Here is a 15,740-nt window from a genome sequence, read left to right on the forward strand (position 1 = left end):
GTACGTTGCAAGAAGAGAGAGTATCAAAAAAAATAATAAGCTTTCCAAGGTAGATTGGGGCATAACCATGAGTAGTAAAAAAAATGATATATATTTAAAGAAACGAATTCTGAAAAAAAATCAACCCTTTCATCATTTTTTATTCTCAAACTTATAAATTTAATTTATCTTATAAAATCTCTGAAATTTAGATTGATTTTAATTTGAAAAATATTTTTCAGCCCTCCTAAAGGCTTTTACTGCTCCTTTATAATCAAGACTTTTTAATTTTTCCTTACTTTTTTGTTCCAGCATTTTTACTATTTGATTTCTCTTTATTTCATCAATTTTCAGCTTATGATCGAAAATAAGATCAAATTTTGAGGAATACAATCTAGATAATTCTTCTCTATATTTTTCAATAATTTTTTCATCACAAGATTTGGATTTCAAAATTGCATTAGCCTTCATTTTGTCATCTATTGCCCCTTTAAAATTTCCTTGTTTAAATTTCTTCTCACTTGATCTAGTTAGCTTCATAATATTTCCCAATATCAATTCATTAGAATCTTTCATTTATTTATCTAAGCCTAAGTTAATGCTATCAGGATAAAGAAAAAACAACTTATTTTTTTAATACTAAAATAGTTAAATAATTAACCAATAACAAGTCCTTTTTCAAGAAGTAAATCAAAAACCTCCGCACTTTTCGTTTTCCCAAATTGGGGGGATTTATGTAAATCTAATATTTCAGCAAGGCACATAATCCAATAAGTATCTTTTTTTAAATTTAGACCTTCACAAATATGGGTGGGGGCCGATTTAAAACACCCAAAATCTGTTGATATATTAATGTTCATGATTTGAGTTTCAAGTTCCAGACTTAAAAGTTCTATTTCTTGCTCAGAAAGGGATGTCCCAAAAGAATATGATTCAATTAAAAGTTGATAATTCATAAAAGATTTATTTTTTCAAGAAATCCATCGAGTTATTTTTGTACCCTCATAAATATGCCCTGAAGCTTCAACAATAGGTTTTGTCTCAGGATTCATAAAAATATCGTATAGAACATTTTCTGGTCCTTGAAAAATTACAGTTGCCCTTTTTGGATCATCTATAGATTTACCAATATAAAATGTTTTTACACCCATTTCTTTAAACATCGACTGCTGTTCCTCAGCATTCATATGAGATTCATATTGTTCAAACGTATTACTTAGTTGAAAATCTAGAATAGTCGTTTCAATGGTCATGGTAGTTATAAGATGTTTTTTAGATTTTAAATCTTTTTGCAAAAAAATAATTGAATAAAGATTAGTTTTTATTAAGCAAGGTATTAACTAATTTTTACTTTTAAGTTATAAATCAACTATAAAAAACAGATTTTAATTTTGAACTCAAAAATTTCTCCAAGAGAACAATGGACTAGTAAGTTGGGATTCATTCTTGCAGCTGCTGGTAGCGCAGTAGGTCTTGGTAACCTTTGGGGTTTCGCCTACAGAGCCTCTCAAGGTGGAGGTGCTGCTTTTGTACTTTTATACGTACTAATCGTTTTAATTGTATGCCTTCCTGTATTTGTTGCTGAAATGGCTTTAGGAAGAAACGCTACCGCCAGCACATTGCTTGCACCAGTAAAGTTAGCTGGAAAAAATTGGTATCCATTAGGAATTCTTTTCTTTATAGCTCCCTTGGGAATAGCATCATATTATTCAGTCATAATGGGGTGGACCGCAGATACCTTGTTCCATTCATTATTTTTTGGATTACCAAAAAATTTAAGTGAAGCAGAAACTTTCTTTGGCTCAATTAGTAGTGGTAGCAGTGTTTTATTGGGGCACCTATTAAGTCTCGTTCTTACTGCAATAATAGTTTCATCTGGGATAAAAAAAGGAATCGAAAAGGTAACAAGATTCTTTATGCCTATACTTTTTATAATTCTTCTATCTCTTGCAATATGGGCCACTTCACTGTCAGGCGCATGGGAAGGATATAAAACATTTTTGTTTAAATTTGACTTTGATGAATTAAGGAACCCTCAAACCATAAGAAATGCTTTTACTCAAGCTTTCTTTTCTTTAAGTTTAGGAATTGGAGTAATGGTAACTTACGCTTCTTATCTAAATAAAAAGAGTAATCTTCCAAAATTAAGTGTTGGAGTTGCATCATTGGATACTTTGGTGGGTCTTATGGCAGGACTTATTACTTTTCCGATAGTTTTAACATTTGGTTTAAATGATGCAATTTCTGAATCAACAGTTGGTGCATTATTTATATCAATTCCTACGGGCCTTGGTTCATATGGAGCGGTTGGAAGAATAGTAGCTGTTGCATTTTTCGCACTAGCTTATATTGCAGCAATAACTTCCTCTGTTTCATTATTGGAAGTTCCAGTTTCCTCTTTAATGGATAAATTTGGTTTTAAAAGAGAAAAATCTGTTTGGCTGATAACTCTTTTCTTATTCTTAGCAGGCATTCCTTCAGCATTAAACTTAAACATTCTTGGAACTATTGATTCGATTTTTGGAGGTGTATTACTTATCTTTGGTGGATTCTTGGTTACTTTCTTTATGGGATGGGTAGTACCTGGAAAGTTTAATGAAGAACTTAGTGATTCAAAAGTTGGAATCAAAACGACACGTTATTTGAAATTCATGACAAGATGGGTTGCGCCCCCAATTATTGGTTTTGGACTATTTATTAGTGTGTTTGATTTGCTTAAAGGCTGGGTAAGTTAAAAATAAATAAAATTTTAATGTATAAAATTGAATAAATTTACTGCGATATAGTTAGGAAATATGGAGAGGGGTGCAGATCAAAAAAAGATAAAATAGTTTAACTTTTTCGCATTATTTTTGATCAAACTCAAAAAAAATACTAGTCAATAATTAAGTATTTGTAATGGTTAATAATTAAAAAATTGATATGAATGCTAAGTGCTTTGTTTTATTACTAATGTCTAAATATTTTTCTCAAGAAAATGTTTTACTGCGTAACCTTTTTTTAATGAAGTATTAAAATTTAACTTATATTTAATCTCGAATGTATCGGCATAAACCATCCCTAATAGAAACTATATAAAATACATTTAGATGTTTTATTTAAAGAAATTAGAACGCCTACAAGAATAGATAGCAAATTTGATGTCAACCAAATCTGATTCATTAAAAGGAAAGCTTACAGAAAATTTTTATGAATTTTCTCAACTATCTGACTATTCTTTTATGGATTCTCTTAAAGCAGATCCTAAATCAACAAAAGATGGAAATGATCATAAGCCGCGTTCAGTATATTCAGGTCATTACGTACCAGTTGTTCCAACTGCTATTCCAAATCCAGAATATATTTCCCATAGCAACAAACTTTTTAAAGAACTAAGGCTAAGTTCAGATCTTACTAAAGACAAGAATTTTTGTCGTTTTTTCTCAGGTGATATTTCTGTTGCTAATTATCCAATGAGTCCTGTTGGTTGGGCAACAGGTTATGCATTATCAATTTACGGGACTGAATATACCCAGCAATGTCCCTTTGGCACTGGCAATGGTTATGGCGATGGCAGAGCAATTTCTGTTTTTGAAGGTTTATTCAATGGGAAAAGAATGGAAATGCAACTTAAAGGAGGAGGTCCAACTCCCTACTGTCGTGGAGCAGATGGTAGAGCTGTCTTAAGGTCTAGCGTACGAGAATTTCTCGCACAGGAGTTAATGGATGCCTTGGGAATCCCTACCTCAAGATCTTTAACACTTTATGTCTCACGTTCAGAAATAGTTAAAAGACCGTGGTATTCCAAAGGGTCAAGGTATTTTGAACCTGACATCATGATTGATAATCTAGCGGCAATTACTACGAGAGTCGCTCCATCTTTTTTACGTGTAGGCCAGATTGAACTTTTTGCAAGACGAGTTCGGGATAATGCGCATGATGAGGCCCTCAATGAACTAAAGATGATAGTTAAACATCTTATTGATAGAAATTATAAAGATGAAATTGAATTTGAGATTTCAATTGAAAGTAAGGTATTAAAACTGGCATCTTTATACAGATCAAGACTCATATCACTTATAGCCAACTGGATGCGAGTTGGTTATTGCCAGGGTAACTTCAATAGTGATAATTGTGCTGCTGGAGGTTATACCTTGGATTATGGCCCCTTTGGATTCTGTGAATTATTTGATCCAAGATTTCAACCATGGACAGGTGGAGGTGAACATTTCTCATTTTTCAACCAACCTTCTGCTGCGGCAATCAACTTTAAAACATTCTGTTCCTCTCTTAGTCCGTTACTTTCAGGAAACAAACAATATCAAGAAAAGTTAGATCAAATCGAAAAGGATTTTTCAGAATTGATGAACAAAGAGTTGAAGAAAATGTGGGCAAACAAGCTTGGTTTAGAACATTACAACGAAACTCTAATAAATGAATTTTTTAATCTCATGGTCATTTCAAAAGCAGACTATACAATTTTGTTCCGTAAACTCTCTGAAATATCTGACAACTTAGATTCATTAAAAGACAGTTTCTATTTTCCAATTGATAATGAGCTCACTAATAGGTGGGAAGTATGGCTTAAAAACTGGCAATCAATCTTGAAGAAAGAGGGAAATATTAAAGCGAAATCAGCATCAATGAAATCCATTAATCCAGTCTATACTTGGCGCGAATGGATGGTCGTTCCCGCATATGAAGAAGCTGAAAAAGGAAATTACAAAAAAATAAAAGAGTTACAGGATGTCTTTAGCAATCCATATATAGAACAATCATCAGAAATAGATCAAAAATATAATCGACTAAAGCCAAGCCAGTATTTTAACTATGGAGGAGTATCTCACTACAGCTGTTCTTCATAAAAGTTCAATCCTCATACTGATAATACAACCTTGAGAAAAATTTTATTTATTTATTGCCGTAGGCATTCCAACTACTGATACAACTCCCACATGAAGTATGGCAGGCTTCTTTCCAACATTTTTCACATAGTGAGGGCCCCCATTATTACTCTCTATAAATGCATCACCCGCTTTAAAGAAATTAATTTCTTCACCCCTCACATGCTTTAATCTTCCTCTGGTAACATGAATCAACATTGGGGAGGGATGAGTATGAATTGGAGTTTTCAAGCCTACTGGAATTTTTACTTTTAAGAGTCTTAATTCAGGCTTACCCTCGAGATAATTAAAATTTTTACCACTAAGTCCATTTGAACTTTGAATAATAGGTATAACTTCAATCTTTTCTTCAGAAAGAGAAGGTTGTGGTAAAGCTAAAGTCCCAATAAAAAGGAAGCAAACTGGAATAAATTTTTTTAATCTCATTAGATATTTGAGTTTCACTAATAATAGTTAGTTTGCAAAAATAATAAACTAATTTATTTTTTGTATAACTTTTCTAATTGCTTAATTTCCTCTCTTAAATCCTTACCTCTATTATTTAATTTATTATTCTTAATAACTAATGGGATAATCCACCAAGCTTGAAGACCTAAAAAGATAAATACTAGGATCAATAATTCAAAAGTTCCAGGCTGCATTTGATAAATTAACCTTCTCTGTAAATACTAATATTCTAAAAGCTATTAAATATTCATGAGTTTTACAATATTTCTAAGCTGCCTCTAATTCAATATGAAGTTCAATACCTTTTGATATTATTGCTTCTTTAAAGTCAATTAGTTTACCAATAATTTTTTGCTTCTCATGTTCGGTTTTATAGGCATCCTCTACAACCTCCTGTATCGCAAGTGTTACTTTTTGTAGTTTGATTTCTAAATCTTCCCTGTAATTCATAAGTTCAACTAAATTATCTTTTTTATTAAAAAACAAAATAATTATTAGTAAATAAGTACATTACCCTAAAAGTATTGACAGCAAAACAGAAAGAATATAATTTGTAGTACAAATGTATTAATACTCAAATAGCCTAATAAGGTGAAAGCATGAAGCCTATTTACTATTTTGGTTGTAGCACTAGCATGCCAAACGGATGTCTAATCAATCCGGAAGGCAGCAGAATGATCTTTTTCGAAGAATGCAAAAATTCTCCTAAAACTAATTTAAAAATCCATACTCATCTTTTCTATACAAATCACCTTGGAGAACCTGGAGGGTACAAATCATCTGAAACACTCAACATAGATTTAGCTTGGGTAAAATGGCACGAACTGCACCAAAAAGGGTGGACAGAAGTGGCTCACAATTATGGATAAGGACCCCTGCCAAGAAAAAGCCTTTATATATGTAAAGAGCAAACTAGCTCCTTTTTTTTTATCTTGCTATACCAATACTAAAAGATGATTTAACTTCTTCTACTTCGATAAAATATTTTGGAATTAACTGAGCTAATTAAGGATTACGTTGCTACAGAATTATTATCAAGTATTGAACTTGACTTTCTTGAAGGAGAATTATGGGAAACTACTCAACATATAGCAGAAATAAATACAGTTATCAAAGCCCCAAAAAATACATGCAAGAAATTAGGACTAGATGAAAATTCTTGTTGGCAATTATGTTGTGCAGCCGTTCTTGACTCCTCAAGACCATTAAAGAATGGACAGAATAGAGTAGATGATTTTAAAAAATTAATTAATCGATATGAAATTAGCTACATTTAAAAAAAGACTCAATGATACGTTTACTTATTGCATCAATTCTTTTTTTTATTCCACTTGGAGGTTTTGCTGATGAAAAGCAAAGAGAAATTGAGAATGAAGCTATAAATCTTGTTATTAAAAAATATGGGAAAGGCTTAGAAAATAGATTAAAAGGAACGGGAGTAACTCCCAGTTATCGAAGTTGGTATGAAAATGATTGTTTTGTAAGTATTGCAGCAGGTACATACCAAGAAGATACTTGGTTGGCAATGAAGTGGTTTAGCGTTAATGTCTGTTCTGAATCAGCTGAAATAATGGAAAGTGAATGAAGAAAATAAGACGCTTATTAGTTTTGCAGCATTTAGAAATAGAGGGGCCTGGTCTTTTTGAACAATTTGCTAAAGAAAGAGATTTAAAAATAGAAATTATTCGCTTAGATAACAAAAATACTCTGCCGCAAACAAAAAAAGGTGACTTAATTTTAAGTATGGGTGGACCAATGGGAGTTAAAGATATTGGAAGCGAAAGATATCCATGGCTTAGGTTAGAAAGAGATTTTATAAAAAAAGAATTAGAACATGAGAGACCTATAATCGGTGTTTGCTTAGGTGCTCAGTTGCTTGCGAGTGCTGCTGGGGGAGATGTAGAAATTCTTAAATTTGGATCACCTCCAAAAGTATTGCCAGAAATTGGATGGTCTCAAATTTTTATAGACAAATCGAATAAAGACTTTAAAGCACTGTTTGAAGACCCTTTTCATGTACTACATTGGCATGGAGATAGGATTTTATTACCTAATAAAGCAGTACTCATTGCTAGTAGTGCACGTTGTAAGGAACAGTTTTTTAGGATTGGTAATTTTGCTTACGGATTGCAATTCCATATAGAGACGACGGGGGGAATGATAAATAACTGGATTAAAGAAGATAAAGAGTTTGTCCTTAAAGGATTAGGCTTAAATGGCCAGGAAATTTTAAAAGAAGAGAATCAAAAATATATTGATAAAACTTTTTTAAAAAGAAAGCTTCTAATAAGTAAATTATTTGAATTATTAGATAATTAAAAAGGGAATAATATAATCATCCAGTAAAAAAGGGCTTGAGAAAGCCCTGAAAAAAATTTAAAAAGGATTTTTACTAGAAAATTCCTGGAAGAATTTGACCAGTAAAATAATAAGCTCCTACAAGAGCAAACATTCCAAGCATTGCGGCTTTACCATTAAGCTTTTCTGCTTTTTCGGTCATGATTTTTTTTGCGAATTCCATAATAAGTGAAAAATGTTATATCTAAAAACTAATTATTCAAATTTTAGAATGATGTAGTTTTTTCTACCAAATTGATATCTTTCTAAAGATTTAAAAAATAAATACTTAGACAACAAATTGAACTCTTAATAGTTTTCGATCTAATATGTAAAGCGTAGCAAGCCAAAAAACAACAATTTCGAAATCTTTGTTACTGATATGTTACATTTATGTAGTAAATATATTGAAAATAACTTAATTTGGGCTTAATACTTTACATTTGTTAATAGTAGTGTTACATTAATTAACAATTACACAACTTCAATGGCTAATTCAAACGTTACTACTGAATCAGGTGGCAGACAGAATATGTTTCCTACTGAGACACGTCCTTACATAGATGAGTCTGTTTCTTACGACAGCTACCCTCAAAATGCAGAAAAAGTTAACGGTCGTTGGGCAATGATTGGGCTTGTTGCTTTAGTAGGTGCTTACGTTTCAACCGGACAAATTATTCCTGGCATTTTTTAATGAGTCCACTTTCAGGTTTCTTAGCCGTAATTGTATTCTTTACAGCCATCCTCGTTGCTTATTTAACCAAGCAATTTCAAAACGAAAATTTAAACTATTCATCTTCTAATCAAATGAAAAACACAAACAAAAAAGTCAAAACAATCGAAAAAGAAAAAGTTGTTGCTGAAACTCTTAACGGCAGATTCGCAATGCTTGGATTAATTGCTGCTGTTGGAGCATACCTAACAACAGGTCAAATAATTCCTGGTTTTGTTTAAAAACCTACTATCTAACATCTCTACAAATCAGAAAAATGGAAAATTCAAAAACAACTTATTGGCAAAACGCCGAGAGAACTAATGGAAGAATGGCAATGATGGGCTTATTTGCATTAGTTGTAAATTATGGCTTATTCGGATGGATAATCCCAGGAATTTTTTAAAATGAATTTAGGCTTACTTTTTCTTAAAGTAAATACTTTGGGAGTTATAACTCTTTCTGAACTTGATTGGATAACTAACCATCAATCTGAGTTTTCAAGGCTAGATATGGCTTTAGTTATTAAAATCGGCCGTCTTATGGATTCTGGAGTAGTGGAAATTGATAATAGATTGCCTGTTTAATTTTTAAAAAATGATCGTCATGAGTGTTTGTCAATAGGGATACTGACAAACACTTTTTTTATGAGAAAAAATATTTGTAAAAAAAAAAGAGATTGTTTCTTAGCTAAAAACAATCTCTCAATTACCTAATTCTTACATGAAAATTTCAAGTAAGCTTTCAGATCTTAACTGATTTGTTTTTATAGTAAATCCGTAAAAATGCTTTTGTAATTTATCTTTTTAAACCACCTCTTTTTATCCAAAGGAACCATGTAACCCAAATAGGAGGAAGGAATCTGATTAAAAAAGAAATTTTATACATATAAAATGGGGCATTTTCACTTTGAAATAAATTCATCAAAAAGGAAGATATAGTTACCCAAAGTAAAATTATTAATATATTTGCTCCCAACAAAGCGAACTTATTTTGTTTGAATATTTTTGGCATAAAATAAATTTTTTATATTCTTAATTTTAAATAATCTCGGGAAATAAATTATACATTTTCAAAAAAACTTCAAATTTAAAATCCATATCCAAATAAAAAAAGTACTAAATTTCAATCCCTCTCCAAATAACAATCCAAAAGCGATAGGAGGTGAAAATATTAAAAAAAGAATAGAGAATAAACTAAATAATGCAAATGATCCTCTTAGAAAAAAATTCTTTCTTTTTGTTCTTCTTAAATTTTTTAAAGTATTCCACTCCCATTCGATAAACTTGTAGAACTTTTCTGATAATAAAAAAAAATACTTCATTAATATTATTAATTTCTATCGGCTTTTCTTATTTATAAAATCAATTTCACCTGTTAGCAATAAACCTTATCCCCTTCTTCAGAAAGATAGTAAATTTTATTTTCTGAACTTACGAAGAAAGTTAATCCCTTATATTGTGATCTTTTAAATTTATCTAATCTAAGTTTGTGTAAATCCCAATTATCAGTACTTATATCAGGATTAAATTCTTGATCTTTTAAGAAAGGTTCATAAGTTTGACTAATTGTTGTTTTTTGGGCTAAACCTCTATTTCGTTTTGAATAAAAAAGTAAAAAAAATAAAAGTACAAAAAAAAGAATTAATAATATATTTCTCATTGTCAATTTTTCAAATTTGAAAAAACTTTATATGGAGAATCAAGAACTTTTCACAATAAATTTCTTAGTAAGTAAAAAATCCTATTTTTATATTCTTGTATTTTTGAATACTTATCAAGGGGTTACCTAAATCAGATTATAAAATGAGTCGCATTTTCAACATGACTCAAAATTCCATGAATACTCCTTATGCAAAAAGAGTAGCTGAAAAATTTAGAGAGGCTCAAAACTATTTAAAAACTAATGGTTTTAGTAGATCAACTAAACATTTACTGGAAGATATTGAAAATTCTGTTGAAAAATAATGCCAATACCCCCTCACTTACCACAACTACAGTATGGCTACGATGATGGCTTTACAACCATTGTTTTTGGGTTAATAGGAAGTTGCTTAGGATGTATCTTAATTTTATTCATTTCTTTTTTTGAATTTAAATTCAAAAAGCAAAATAGTAAGCCTTAAGAGACTTACTAAACGTTAAATAAGAACTCCATTACATCACCTTCGTTAACAATATATTCCTTACCTTCACTTCTTAAAAGACCTTTAGTTTTTGCATTGGCAATTGAACCTGAATCAATTAAATTTTGATACGAAATAGTCTGAGCTCTTATAAATCCTTTTTCAAAATCAGTATGAATTACTCCTGCTGCCTGTGGCGCAGTCATCCCATCTTTTATTGTCCAAGCTTTTGTCTCCTTTTCTCCGGTAGTGAAATAAGTTTTTAATCCCAATAATTTATATGTTGATCTAATTAAAGAACTTAATCCCCCTTCTTCTACTCCTAAGCCAATAAGGTAGTCTTTTTTATCTTCTGGTTCTAACTCTATTAATTCAGATTCGACTTGCGCTGATATTTTTATACATTCTGTATTTTCATTGCTTGCAAAATTCTGAACTGTTGATGAAAAATCATTACCTTCAGATAAATCATTCTCATTCAAATTAGTTGCGTAAATAATTGGTTTAGCAGTGAGGAAGCCTAATTGCTTAATTATTAAATTTTCTTCTTCATTCAAAGATATTGATCTAACTGAAAGGCCTTTCTCTAGCTCTTCTTCAATTTTTTCTAGTAAGTTATCTTCTTTAGCTGCCTCTTTACTAGTTCTAACCTGTTTTTTAATTCTTTCTCTTCTTTTTTGGAGTTGAGATAAATCAGCTAAATTCAATTCCAGATTAATTATCTCAATGTCATCCAGGGGATCTACCTTTCCAGAAACATGAATTACATCACTATCTTCAAAGCACCTTACAACATGAACTATTGCATCAACCTCCCTAATATTTGATAAAAATTTATTTCCCAAACCTTCGCCTTTACTAGCTCCTTTTACTAGTCCTGCGATATCTACAAATTCAATTTTTGTTGGGATAATATTTTGGCTAGAACTTAAATTACCTAACTCTTGCAACCTTTGATCTGGTACTGAAACTATGCCTTTATTAGGTTCTATAGTACAAAAGGGGAAATTAGCCGCTTGAGCCTTAGCATTTTCTACAAGTGCATTAAATAGAGTTGATTTTCCAACATTTGGTAATCCAATAATACCTGCTTTTAACATTTGAAAAAACTTATGGAAAAATTATCAAGAAAACATCTTCTAGTAATATAGTATTTACTTAACCAATCTTGGATAAGTTAATTATAATCGTCTTGATTATTTATTTAGTTCCTAAATATTCTCTACTTCTGCTTTTAAAAAGAAATGTTTGATTTAATAAAAAAAAATATAAATCTAAGAAGTGGAATTATATTGCTTTCTCTAGCTATATTTTTCGTTTTTATAACCAATTCCTTCAAGAAAAATAAGTCAAAAGATATTTCTGATTTTGTAGTTCAAGTTGAAAAAGGAATCCTCTCAGATTCAATTAATACTAGTGGTGAAGTAAAAGCAATAAGGACAAGCAATATCGGGCCTCGGAAGCAAGGCGTAATAAAAGAAATCAAAGTAGATGAGGGCGATCTTGTAAACAAAGATCAAGTTTTAGCTTCTCTTGATGATGAAGACTTTATCTATAAAATTGAAGAACTTGAATTAAATTTAGAAAAACAAAAATCTGAATTTTTAAGAAGGGAATATTTATATCAAGAAGGCGCGGTAAGTAAAGAAGACTTTGAAAGTTATAAAAATAACTACAACATTAGTAGTGCAAAACTTAATGATGCAAAAGCTGAAAAAAGTTTCTATCTAATTAAAGCTCCTTATGGAGGAAAGATAACTGCAAAATATGCTGAGATAGGATCTTATGTCACACCAAGTACAAACTTAAGTTCAGACCCTAAAACCAAAAACTTTATTTTTGAACTATCAGAGGGCCTAGAAATTGTTGCTAAAGTTCCTGAGAGTGACATTGGCAGAATAAAAATAGGTCAAGAAGCCTCAGTAAGAATTGAGGCTTATCCCTCAAAAAAATATAGTGCCATAGTTAAAAAAATAGCTACAAGAGCTGTAAAAGATAATAATGTAACCTCATTCGAAGTAACTTTAAATTTTAAAGATATTTCTGAAGAAATTAAAATTGGAATGACTGCAGATCTTGAGTTTAGAGTCGAAGGTAATGAAGAAAAAATCTTAGTCCCTACAGTTTCTATTGTCACTGAAAAAGGTGAAAAAGGAATTTTGAAAGTTGATAAAAACAATTCTCCCAAATTTGAAAAAATCGAAATTGGTATTAGTAGTGGAAATAAAACTTCAGTCATTGATGGATTAGAACCTGGAGAGCAAATCTTTATTGATATTCCACCTTGGGCTAAGAAGAGAAAATGAGTTTAAAATCTGAAAACTCTAAAAAACCAATTTTACTTTTAGTCGATGGCCACTCACTTGCTTTTAGAAGCTTCTATGCATTTAGCAAAGGGATTGATGGAGGTTTAACTACCAAAGAGGGATTTCCAACAAGTGTCACTTATGGATTCCTAAAAAGTCTTCTGGATAATTGCAAAAATATTAGTCCTGAGGGTGTTTGTATTACGTTTGATACCGAAAAACCAACTTTCAGACATGAATTAGATCCGAATTATAAGGCTAATAGAGATGTGGCACCAGATGTTTTTTTTCAGGATATTGAACAACTAGAAATCATTTTAGAAGAAAGCCTTAATTTGCCAATTTTTAAATCTCCAGGATACGAAGCAGATGATCTCTTAGGCACAATTGCAAATGATGCTTCTTCTAAAGGATGGTGCGTGAATATTCTTTCTGGAGATAGGGACTTATTTCAATTAGTAGATGATCAAAAAGATATTTATGTACTTTATATGGGTGGTGGTCCATATGCGAAAAGTGGAAATCCAACTCTTATGAATGAAAATGGAGTAAAAGAAAAATTAGGTGTTGCGCCAGAAAGAGTAGTTGATCTTAAAGCCCTAACTGGTGATAGTTCTGATAATATTCCAGGTATTAAAGGGGTAGGTCCAAAAACTGCAATTAACCTTCTAAAAGAGAACGACACGCTTGATGGAATCTATAAGGCTTTGGACAAGATTCAGCAGAACAACGATAAGAAATATAAAGGATTCATCAAAGGTTCAGTTATTGAAAAGCTAAGAAACGATAAACATAATGCTTTTCTCTCCAGAGATTTGGCAAAAATAAATACTAAGGTGCCTTTAATTTTAAGTAACGGTTATGAATTAAAAAATATAAATCAAGAACTACTTTCAGAGTCACTGAAAAAATTAGAACTATCAACACTACTCCGGCAAATTGATATTTTCAATTCAACTTTCAGCAAAGGTGGTTTTGACAAAAATAATGTAGCTAAAGAGGAGGAGAAGGCACCAAAAGTCGCAGGCAATAATGAATTAGAAAATAGTGAAAATAAAATCCCTAAAATTAAGGTAACTGTTGTAAATGACTTTGAATTACTTGATAAATTAATTCAAAGATTAGACAAGACCAATCAAATAGTTTCTTTAGATACAGAGACCAATAGTTTAAATCCAATCGATGCAGAACTTGTTGGGATAGGGTTATGTCTTGGAGAAGAAAATGATGATTTATTTTATATACCTCTTGGTCATCAAACAAAAAAAGAGACCACCAATCAATTATCAATTGAAGATGTTTTCTCTAAGCTAAGAAATTGGATAGAAGATCCAAACAAAGAAAAGGTACTCCAAAATTCTAAGTTTGATAGGCAAATATTTTTTAATCATGGACTTGATCTTAAAGGCGTAACCTTTGACACCTTGATAGCAGACTACCTTCTTAATAATCAGGAGAAGCATGGGTTAAGTGAAATTAGTTTTAGATTATTTGGATTTAAGCCCCCTTCATTTAAGGAAACAGTTGGGAAGAATAAAGACTTTTCATTTGTTGATATTGATGAAGCAAGTATTTACTGCGGTTATGATGTTTTTCTAACTTTTAAGATTGTCAAAATTTTTAAAGAAAGATTTTCAAAGGAAAAAGATGACTTAATAAAATTGTTCGAACAAATCGAGCTGCCTTTAGAGCCGGTATTGTCCCAAATGGAAATGAATGGCATAACCATCGACATCCCTTATTTGGATAAACTCTCAAAAGAACTAAAAAGTACCTTAGAAGATATTGAAAGTAAGGTTTATAAGTTAGCAGAGGAGACTTTTAATCTATCTTCACCAAAACAACTTGGTGAGATCTTATTCGAAAAACTAAATTTGGATAAGAAAAAATCACGGAAAACAAAAACAGGATGGAGTACAGATGCAGTAGTTCTAGAAAGATTAGTCGACGAACATGAAATAATCCAACATTTAATAAAACACAGAACTCTTAGCAAATTACTTAGCACCTATATTGATGCTCTTCCAAATCTTATTAACGAAAAAACAGGAAGAGTTCATACAAACTTTAATCAAGCTGCAACAGCAACTGGCAGACTAAGCAGTAGCAATCCTAATCTTCAAAATATCCCTGTTAGGACTGAATTTAGTAGGAGAATCAGAAAAGCATTTTTGCCTGAAAAAAATTGGAAACTTTTATCAGCTGATTATTCTCAGATCGAATTAAGAATACTTGCTCACTTAGCGGATGAAGAAATACTAATAAATGCGTTTCATAAAAATGATGACATTCATTCTTTGACTGCAAGATTGATTTTTGAGAAAGAAGAAATATCTTCTGATGAGAGGAGAGTTGGGAAAACAATAAATTTTGGAGTTATCTATGGTATGGGTATAAAAAAGTTTGCACGTTCAACAGGAGTAAGTAGTCAAGAGGCAAAAGAATTCCTAATAAAATACAAAGAAAGATATTCAAAAATTTTCAAATTTCTTGAACTCCAAGAAAGGCTTGCCTTATCAAAAGGTTATGTAAAAACAATTTTTGGTCGAAAGAGAGAATTTAAGTTTGATAAAAATGGACTTGGAAGATTAATAGGGAAAGATCCTTACGAAATTGACCTACAATCTGCGAGAAGGGCTGGCATGGAAGCACAGTCATTAAGAGCCGCAGCTAATGCACCAATTCAGGGTTCAAGTGCAGACATTATTAAAATTGCAATGGTTCAACTAAATAAGAAATTCATAGAAATGAATGTTCCAGCAAAAATGCTTTTACAAGTACATGATGAATTATTGTTTGAAGTTGAACAGGATTCTTTGGAAATTACGACGAAATTAGTAAAGAAGACTATGGAAGATTGTGTAAAATTAAATGTGCCTCTTTTAGTTGATATTGGAATTGGAGACAATTGGATGGAGACAAAATAAACCTTATGAAATACTTATTTTAAG

22 protein-coding genes are annotated in these 15,740 nt (G+C 31.2%); 13 read left to right on the forward strand and 9 right to left on the reverse strand.

Annotated features, from left to right (window positions below):
- Window positions 1–198: 198 nt before the first annotated feature.
- From HA148_RS06275 to HA148_RS06285, 3 genes are all read right to left on the reverse strand, one after another.
- Complete coding sequence (locus HA148_RS06275; protein WP_209131172.1) at window positions 199–555, reverse strand: hypothetical protein; 357 nt, start codon at window positions 553–555, stop codon at window positions 199–201.
- Between the two features lie 80 nt (window positions 556–635).
- Complete coding sequence (locus tag HA148_RS06280; protein ID WP_209131174.1) at window positions 636–935, reverse strand: hypothetical protein; 300 nt, start codon at window positions 933–935, stop codon at window positions 636–638.
- 15 nt (window positions 936–950) lie between these two features.
- On the reverse strand, window positions 951–1,232 hold the full coding sequence (locus HA148_RS06285) for a DUF3764 family protein (protein ID WP_079294569.1): 282 nt from the start codon (window positions 1,230–1,232) through the stop codon (window positions 951–953).
- Between the two features lie 138 nt (window positions 1,233–1,370).
- On the opposite strand from HA148_RS06285, the gene HA148_RS06290 reads away from it, so the two are divergent.
- Window positions 1,371–2,714 carry a sodium-dependent transporter gene (locus tag HA148_RS06290; protein WP_209131177.1) on the forward strand — a complete coding sequence of 448 codons (1,344 nt, stop codon included), beginning with the start codon at window positions 1,371–1,373 and terminating at the stop codon, window positions 2,712–2,714.
- 405 nt (window positions 2,715–3,119) lie between these two features.
- On the forward strand, window positions 3,120–4,823 hold the full coding sequence (locus HA148_RS06295; protein WP_209131179.1) for a protein adenylyltransferase SelO family protein: 1,704 nt from the start codon (window positions 3,120–3,122) through the stop codon (window positions 4,821–4,823).
- A 42-nt stretch (window positions 4,824–4,865) separates the two neighbouring features.
- Here the strand turns inward: HA148_RS06295 and HA148_RS06300 are convergent, their stop codons facing one another.
- The 3 genes from HA148_RS06300 to HA148_RS06310 form a co-directional block, all read right to left on the reverse strand.
- Window positions 4,866–5,288 carry a cupin domain-containing protein gene (locus tag HA148_RS06300; protein WP_209131181.1) on the reverse strand — a complete coding sequence of 141 codons (423 nt, stop codon included), beginning with the start codon at window positions 5,286–5,288 and terminating at the stop codon, window positions 4,866–4,868.
- A 53-nt stretch (window positions 5,289–5,341) separates the two neighbouring features.
- Window positions 5,342–5,503: a hypothetical protein gene (locus HA148_RS06305; protein ID WP_209131183.1), complete on the reverse strand. Its 162-nt coding sequence runs from the start codon at window positions 5,501–5,503 to the stop codon at window positions 5,342–5,344.
- Between the two features lie 73 nt (window positions 5,504–5,576).
- Window positions 5,577–5,795, reverse strand: a complete 219-nt coding sequence (locus tag HA148_RS06310; RefSeq protein WP_245152035.1) for a hypothetical protein — start codon at window positions 5,793–5,795, stop codon at window positions 5,577–5,579.
- A 113-nt stretch (window positions 5,796–5,908) separates the two neighbouring features.
- Here HA148_RS06310 and HA148_RS06315 point away from each other — a divergent pair, with 113 nt between their 5' ends.
- The 4 genes from HA148_RS06315 to HA148_RS06330 all read left to right on the forward strand — a co-directional run bounded on the left by HA148_RS06315 (window position 5,909) and on the right by HA148_RS06330 (window position 7,628).
- On the forward strand, window positions 5,909–6,178 hold the full coding sequence (locus tag HA148_RS06315) for a DUF1651 domain-containing protein (protein ID WP_209131185.1): 270 nt from the start codon (window positions 5,909–5,911) through the stop codon (window positions 6,176–6,178).
- Window positions 6,179–6,295: 117 nt separating this feature from the next.
- Entirely contained in the window at window positions 6,296–6,586 is a 291-nt protein-coding gene (locus HA148_RS06320; RefSeq protein ID WP_209131187.1) for an inward rectifier potassium channel, read from the forward strand.
- An 11-nt stretch (window positions 6,587–6,597) separates the two neighbouring features.
- Window positions 6,598–6,894: a heat-labile enterotoxin alpha chain gene (locus HA148_RS06325; protein ID WP_209131189.1), complete on the forward strand. Its 297-nt coding sequence runs from the start codon at window positions 6,598–6,600 to the stop codon at window positions 6,892–6,894.
- A complete protein-coding gene (locus HA148_RS06330; RefSeq protein ID WP_209131191.1) occupies window positions 6,891–7,628 on the forward strand; it encodes a type 1 glutamine amidotransferase in 738 nt (245 codons plus the stop codon). Before HA148_RS06325 ends, HA148_RS06330 begins: the two co-directional genes overlap by 4 nt.
- A 73-nt stretch (window positions 7,629–7,701) precedes the next feature.
- On the opposite strand, the gene HA148_RS06335 is transcribed toward HA148_RS06330, so the two are convergent.
- Window positions 7,702–7,830 (reverse strand): high light inducible protein, encoded by a 129-nt coding sequence (locus HA148_RS06335; protein ID WP_011863249.1) that lies wholly within the window; start codon window positions 7,828–7,830, stop codon window positions 7,702–7,704.
- 303 nt (window positions 7,831–8,133) lie between these two features.
- Here HA148_RS06335 and HA148_RS06340 point away from each other — a divergent pair, with 303 nt between their 5' ends.
- From HA148_RS06340 to HA148_RS06355, 4 genes are read left to right on the forward strand one after another with little or no spacing between them, the layout of a single operon-like run.
- Complete coding sequence (locus HA148_RS06340) at window positions 8,134–8,340, forward strand: high light inducible protein (protein ID WP_011376777.1); 207 nt, start codon at window positions 8,134–8,136, stop codon at window positions 8,338–8,340.
- Complete coding sequence (locus HA148_RS06345) at window positions 8,340–8,600, forward strand: chlorophyll a/b-binding protein (RefSeq protein ID WP_209131193.1); 261 nt, start codon at window positions 8,340–8,342, stop codon at window positions 8,598–8,600. Before HA148_RS06340 ends, HA148_RS06345 begins: the two co-directional genes overlap by 1 nt.
- Window positions 8,561–8,764, forward strand: a complete 204-nt coding sequence (locus tag HA148_RS09695; protein ID WP_374938803.1) for a chlorophyll a/b-binding protein — start codon at window positions 8,561–8,563, stop codon at window positions 8,762–8,764. The genes HA148_RS06345 and HA148_RS09695 overlap by 40 nt, the downstream gene beginning before the upstream one ends.
- Before the next feature lies 1 nt (window position 8,765).
- Window positions 8,766–8,945: a hypothetical protein gene (locus HA148_RS06355; RefSeq protein ID WP_011818732.1), complete on the forward strand. Its 180-nt coding sequence runs from the start codon at window positions 8,766–8,768 to the stop codon at window positions 8,943–8,945.
- Between the two features lie 790 nt (window positions 8,946–9,735).
- Here the strand turns inward: HA148_RS06355 and HA148_RS06360 are convergent.
- On the reverse strand, window positions 9,736–10,020 hold the full coding sequence (locus HA148_RS06360) for a cytochrome B (protein ID WP_209131195.1): 285 nt from the start codon (window positions 10,018–10,020) through the stop codon (window positions 9,736–9,738).
- Window positions 10,021–10,181: 161 nt separating this feature from the next.
- Between HA148_RS06360 and HA148_RS06365 the strand changes: the two genes are divergently transcribed.
- Window positions 10,182–10,325, forward strand: coding sequence for a hypothetical protein (locus HA148_RS06365; RefSeq protein WP_011863263.1), 144 nt, complete (start codon window positions 10,182–10,184; stop codon window positions 10,323–10,325).
- Window positions 10,326–10,491: 166 nt separating this feature from the next.
- Here HA148_RS06365 and ychF read toward each other — a convergent pair whose 3' ends face one another.
- Window positions 10,492–11,583 carry a redox-regulated ATPase YchF gene (ychF, locus tag HA148_RS06370; protein WP_209131196.1) on the reverse strand — a complete coding sequence of 364 codons (1,092 nt, stop codon included), beginning with the start codon at window positions 11,581–11,583 and terminating at the stop codon, window positions 10,492–10,494.
- Between the two features lie 144 nt (window positions 11,584–11,727).
- On the opposite strand from ychF, the gene HA148_RS06375 reads away from it, so the two are divergent.
- Window positions 11,728–12,789: an efflux RND transporter periplasmic adaptor subunit gene (locus tag HA148_RS06375; protein ID WP_209131197.1), complete on the forward strand. Its 1,062-nt coding sequence runs from the start codon at window positions 11,728–11,730 to the stop codon at window positions 12,787–12,789.
- Window positions 12,786–15,716, forward strand: a complete 2,931-nt coding sequence (polA, locus tag HA148_RS06380) for a DNA polymerase I (RefSeq protein ID WP_209131198.1) — start codon at window positions 12,786–12,788, stop codon at window positions 15,714–15,716. Before HA148_RS06375 ends, polA begins: the two co-directional genes overlap by 4 nt.
- Window positions 15,717–15,740 lie beyond the last annotated feature (24 nt).

The organism is Prochlorococcus marinus XMU1405 (assembly GCF_017696275.1).
Taxonomy (GTDB): Bacteria; Cyanobacteriota; Cyanobacteriia; order PCC-6307; family Cyanobiaceae; genus Prochlorococcus_A; species Prochlorococcus_A marinus_AB.

Coding starts and splice junctions, on each gene's coding strand:
- HA148_RS06275 (WP_209131172.1), bottom strand. CDS start 555: ATGAAAGATTCTAATGAATTGATATTGGGAAATATTATGAAGCTAACT.
- HA148_RS06280 (WP_209131174.1), bottom strand. CDS start 935: ATGAATTATCAACTTTTAATTGAATCATATTCTTTTGGGACATCCCTT.
- HA148_RS06285 (WP_079294569.1), bottom strand. CDS start 1,232: ATGACCATTGAAACGACTATTCTAGATTTTCAACTAAGTAATACGTTT.
- HA148_RS06295 (WP_209131179.1), top strand. CDS start 3,120: ATGTCAACCAAATCTGATTCATTAAAAGGAAAGCTTACAGAAAATTTT.
- HA148_RS06300 (WP_209131181.1), bottom strand. CDS start 5,288: ATGAGATTAAAAAAATTTATTCCAGTTTGCTTCCTTTTTATTGGGACT.
- HA148_RS06305 (WP_209131183.1), bottom strand. CDS start 5,503: ATGCAGCCTGGAACTTTTGAATTATTGATCCTAGTATTTATCTTTTTA.
- HA148_RS06315 (WP_209131185.1), top strand. CDS start 5,909: ATGAAGCCTATTTACTATTTTGGTTGTAGCACTAGCATGCCAAACGGA.
- HA148_RS06325 (WP_209131189.1), top strand. CDS start 6,598: ATGATACGTTTACTTATTGCATCAATTCTTTTTTTTATTCCACTTGGA.
- HA148_RS06330 (WP_209131191.1), top strand. CDS start 6,891: ATGAAGAAAATAAGACGCTTATTAGTTTTGCAGCATTTAGAAATAGAG.
- HA148_RS06335 (WP_011863249.1), bottom strand. CDS start 7,830: ATGGAATTCGCAAAAAAAATCATGACCGAAAAAGCAGAAAAGCTTAAT.
- HA148_RS06340 (WP_011376777.1), top strand. CDS start 8,134: ATGGCTAATTCAAACGTTACTACTGAATCAGGTGGCAGACAGAATATG.
- HA148_RS06345 (WP_209131193.1), top strand. CDS start 8,340: ATGAGTCCACTTTCAGGTTTCTTAGCCGTAATTGTATTCTTTACAGCC.
- HA148_RS06355 (WP_011818732.1), top strand. CDS start 8,766: ATGAATTTAGGCTTACTTTTTCTTAAAGTAAATACTTTGGGAGTTATA.
- HA148_RS06360 (WP_209131195.1), bottom strand. CDS start 10,020: ATGAGAAATATATTATTAATTCTTTTTTTTGTACTTTTATTTTTTTTA.
- HA148_RS06365 (WP_011863263.1), top strand. CDS start 10,182: ATGACTCAAAATTCCATGAATACTCCTTATGCAAAAAGAGTAGCTGAA.
- ychF (WP_209131196.1), bottom strand. CDS start 11,583: ATGTTAAAAGCAGGTATTATTGGATTACCAAATGTTGGAAAATCAACT.
- HA148_RS06375 (WP_209131197.1), top strand. CDS start 11,728: ATGTTTGATTTAATAAAAAAAAATATAAATCTAAGAAGTGGAATTATA.
- polA (WP_209131198.1), top strand. CDS start 12,786: ATGAGTTTAAAATCTGAAAACTCTAAAAAACCAATTTTACTTTTAGTC.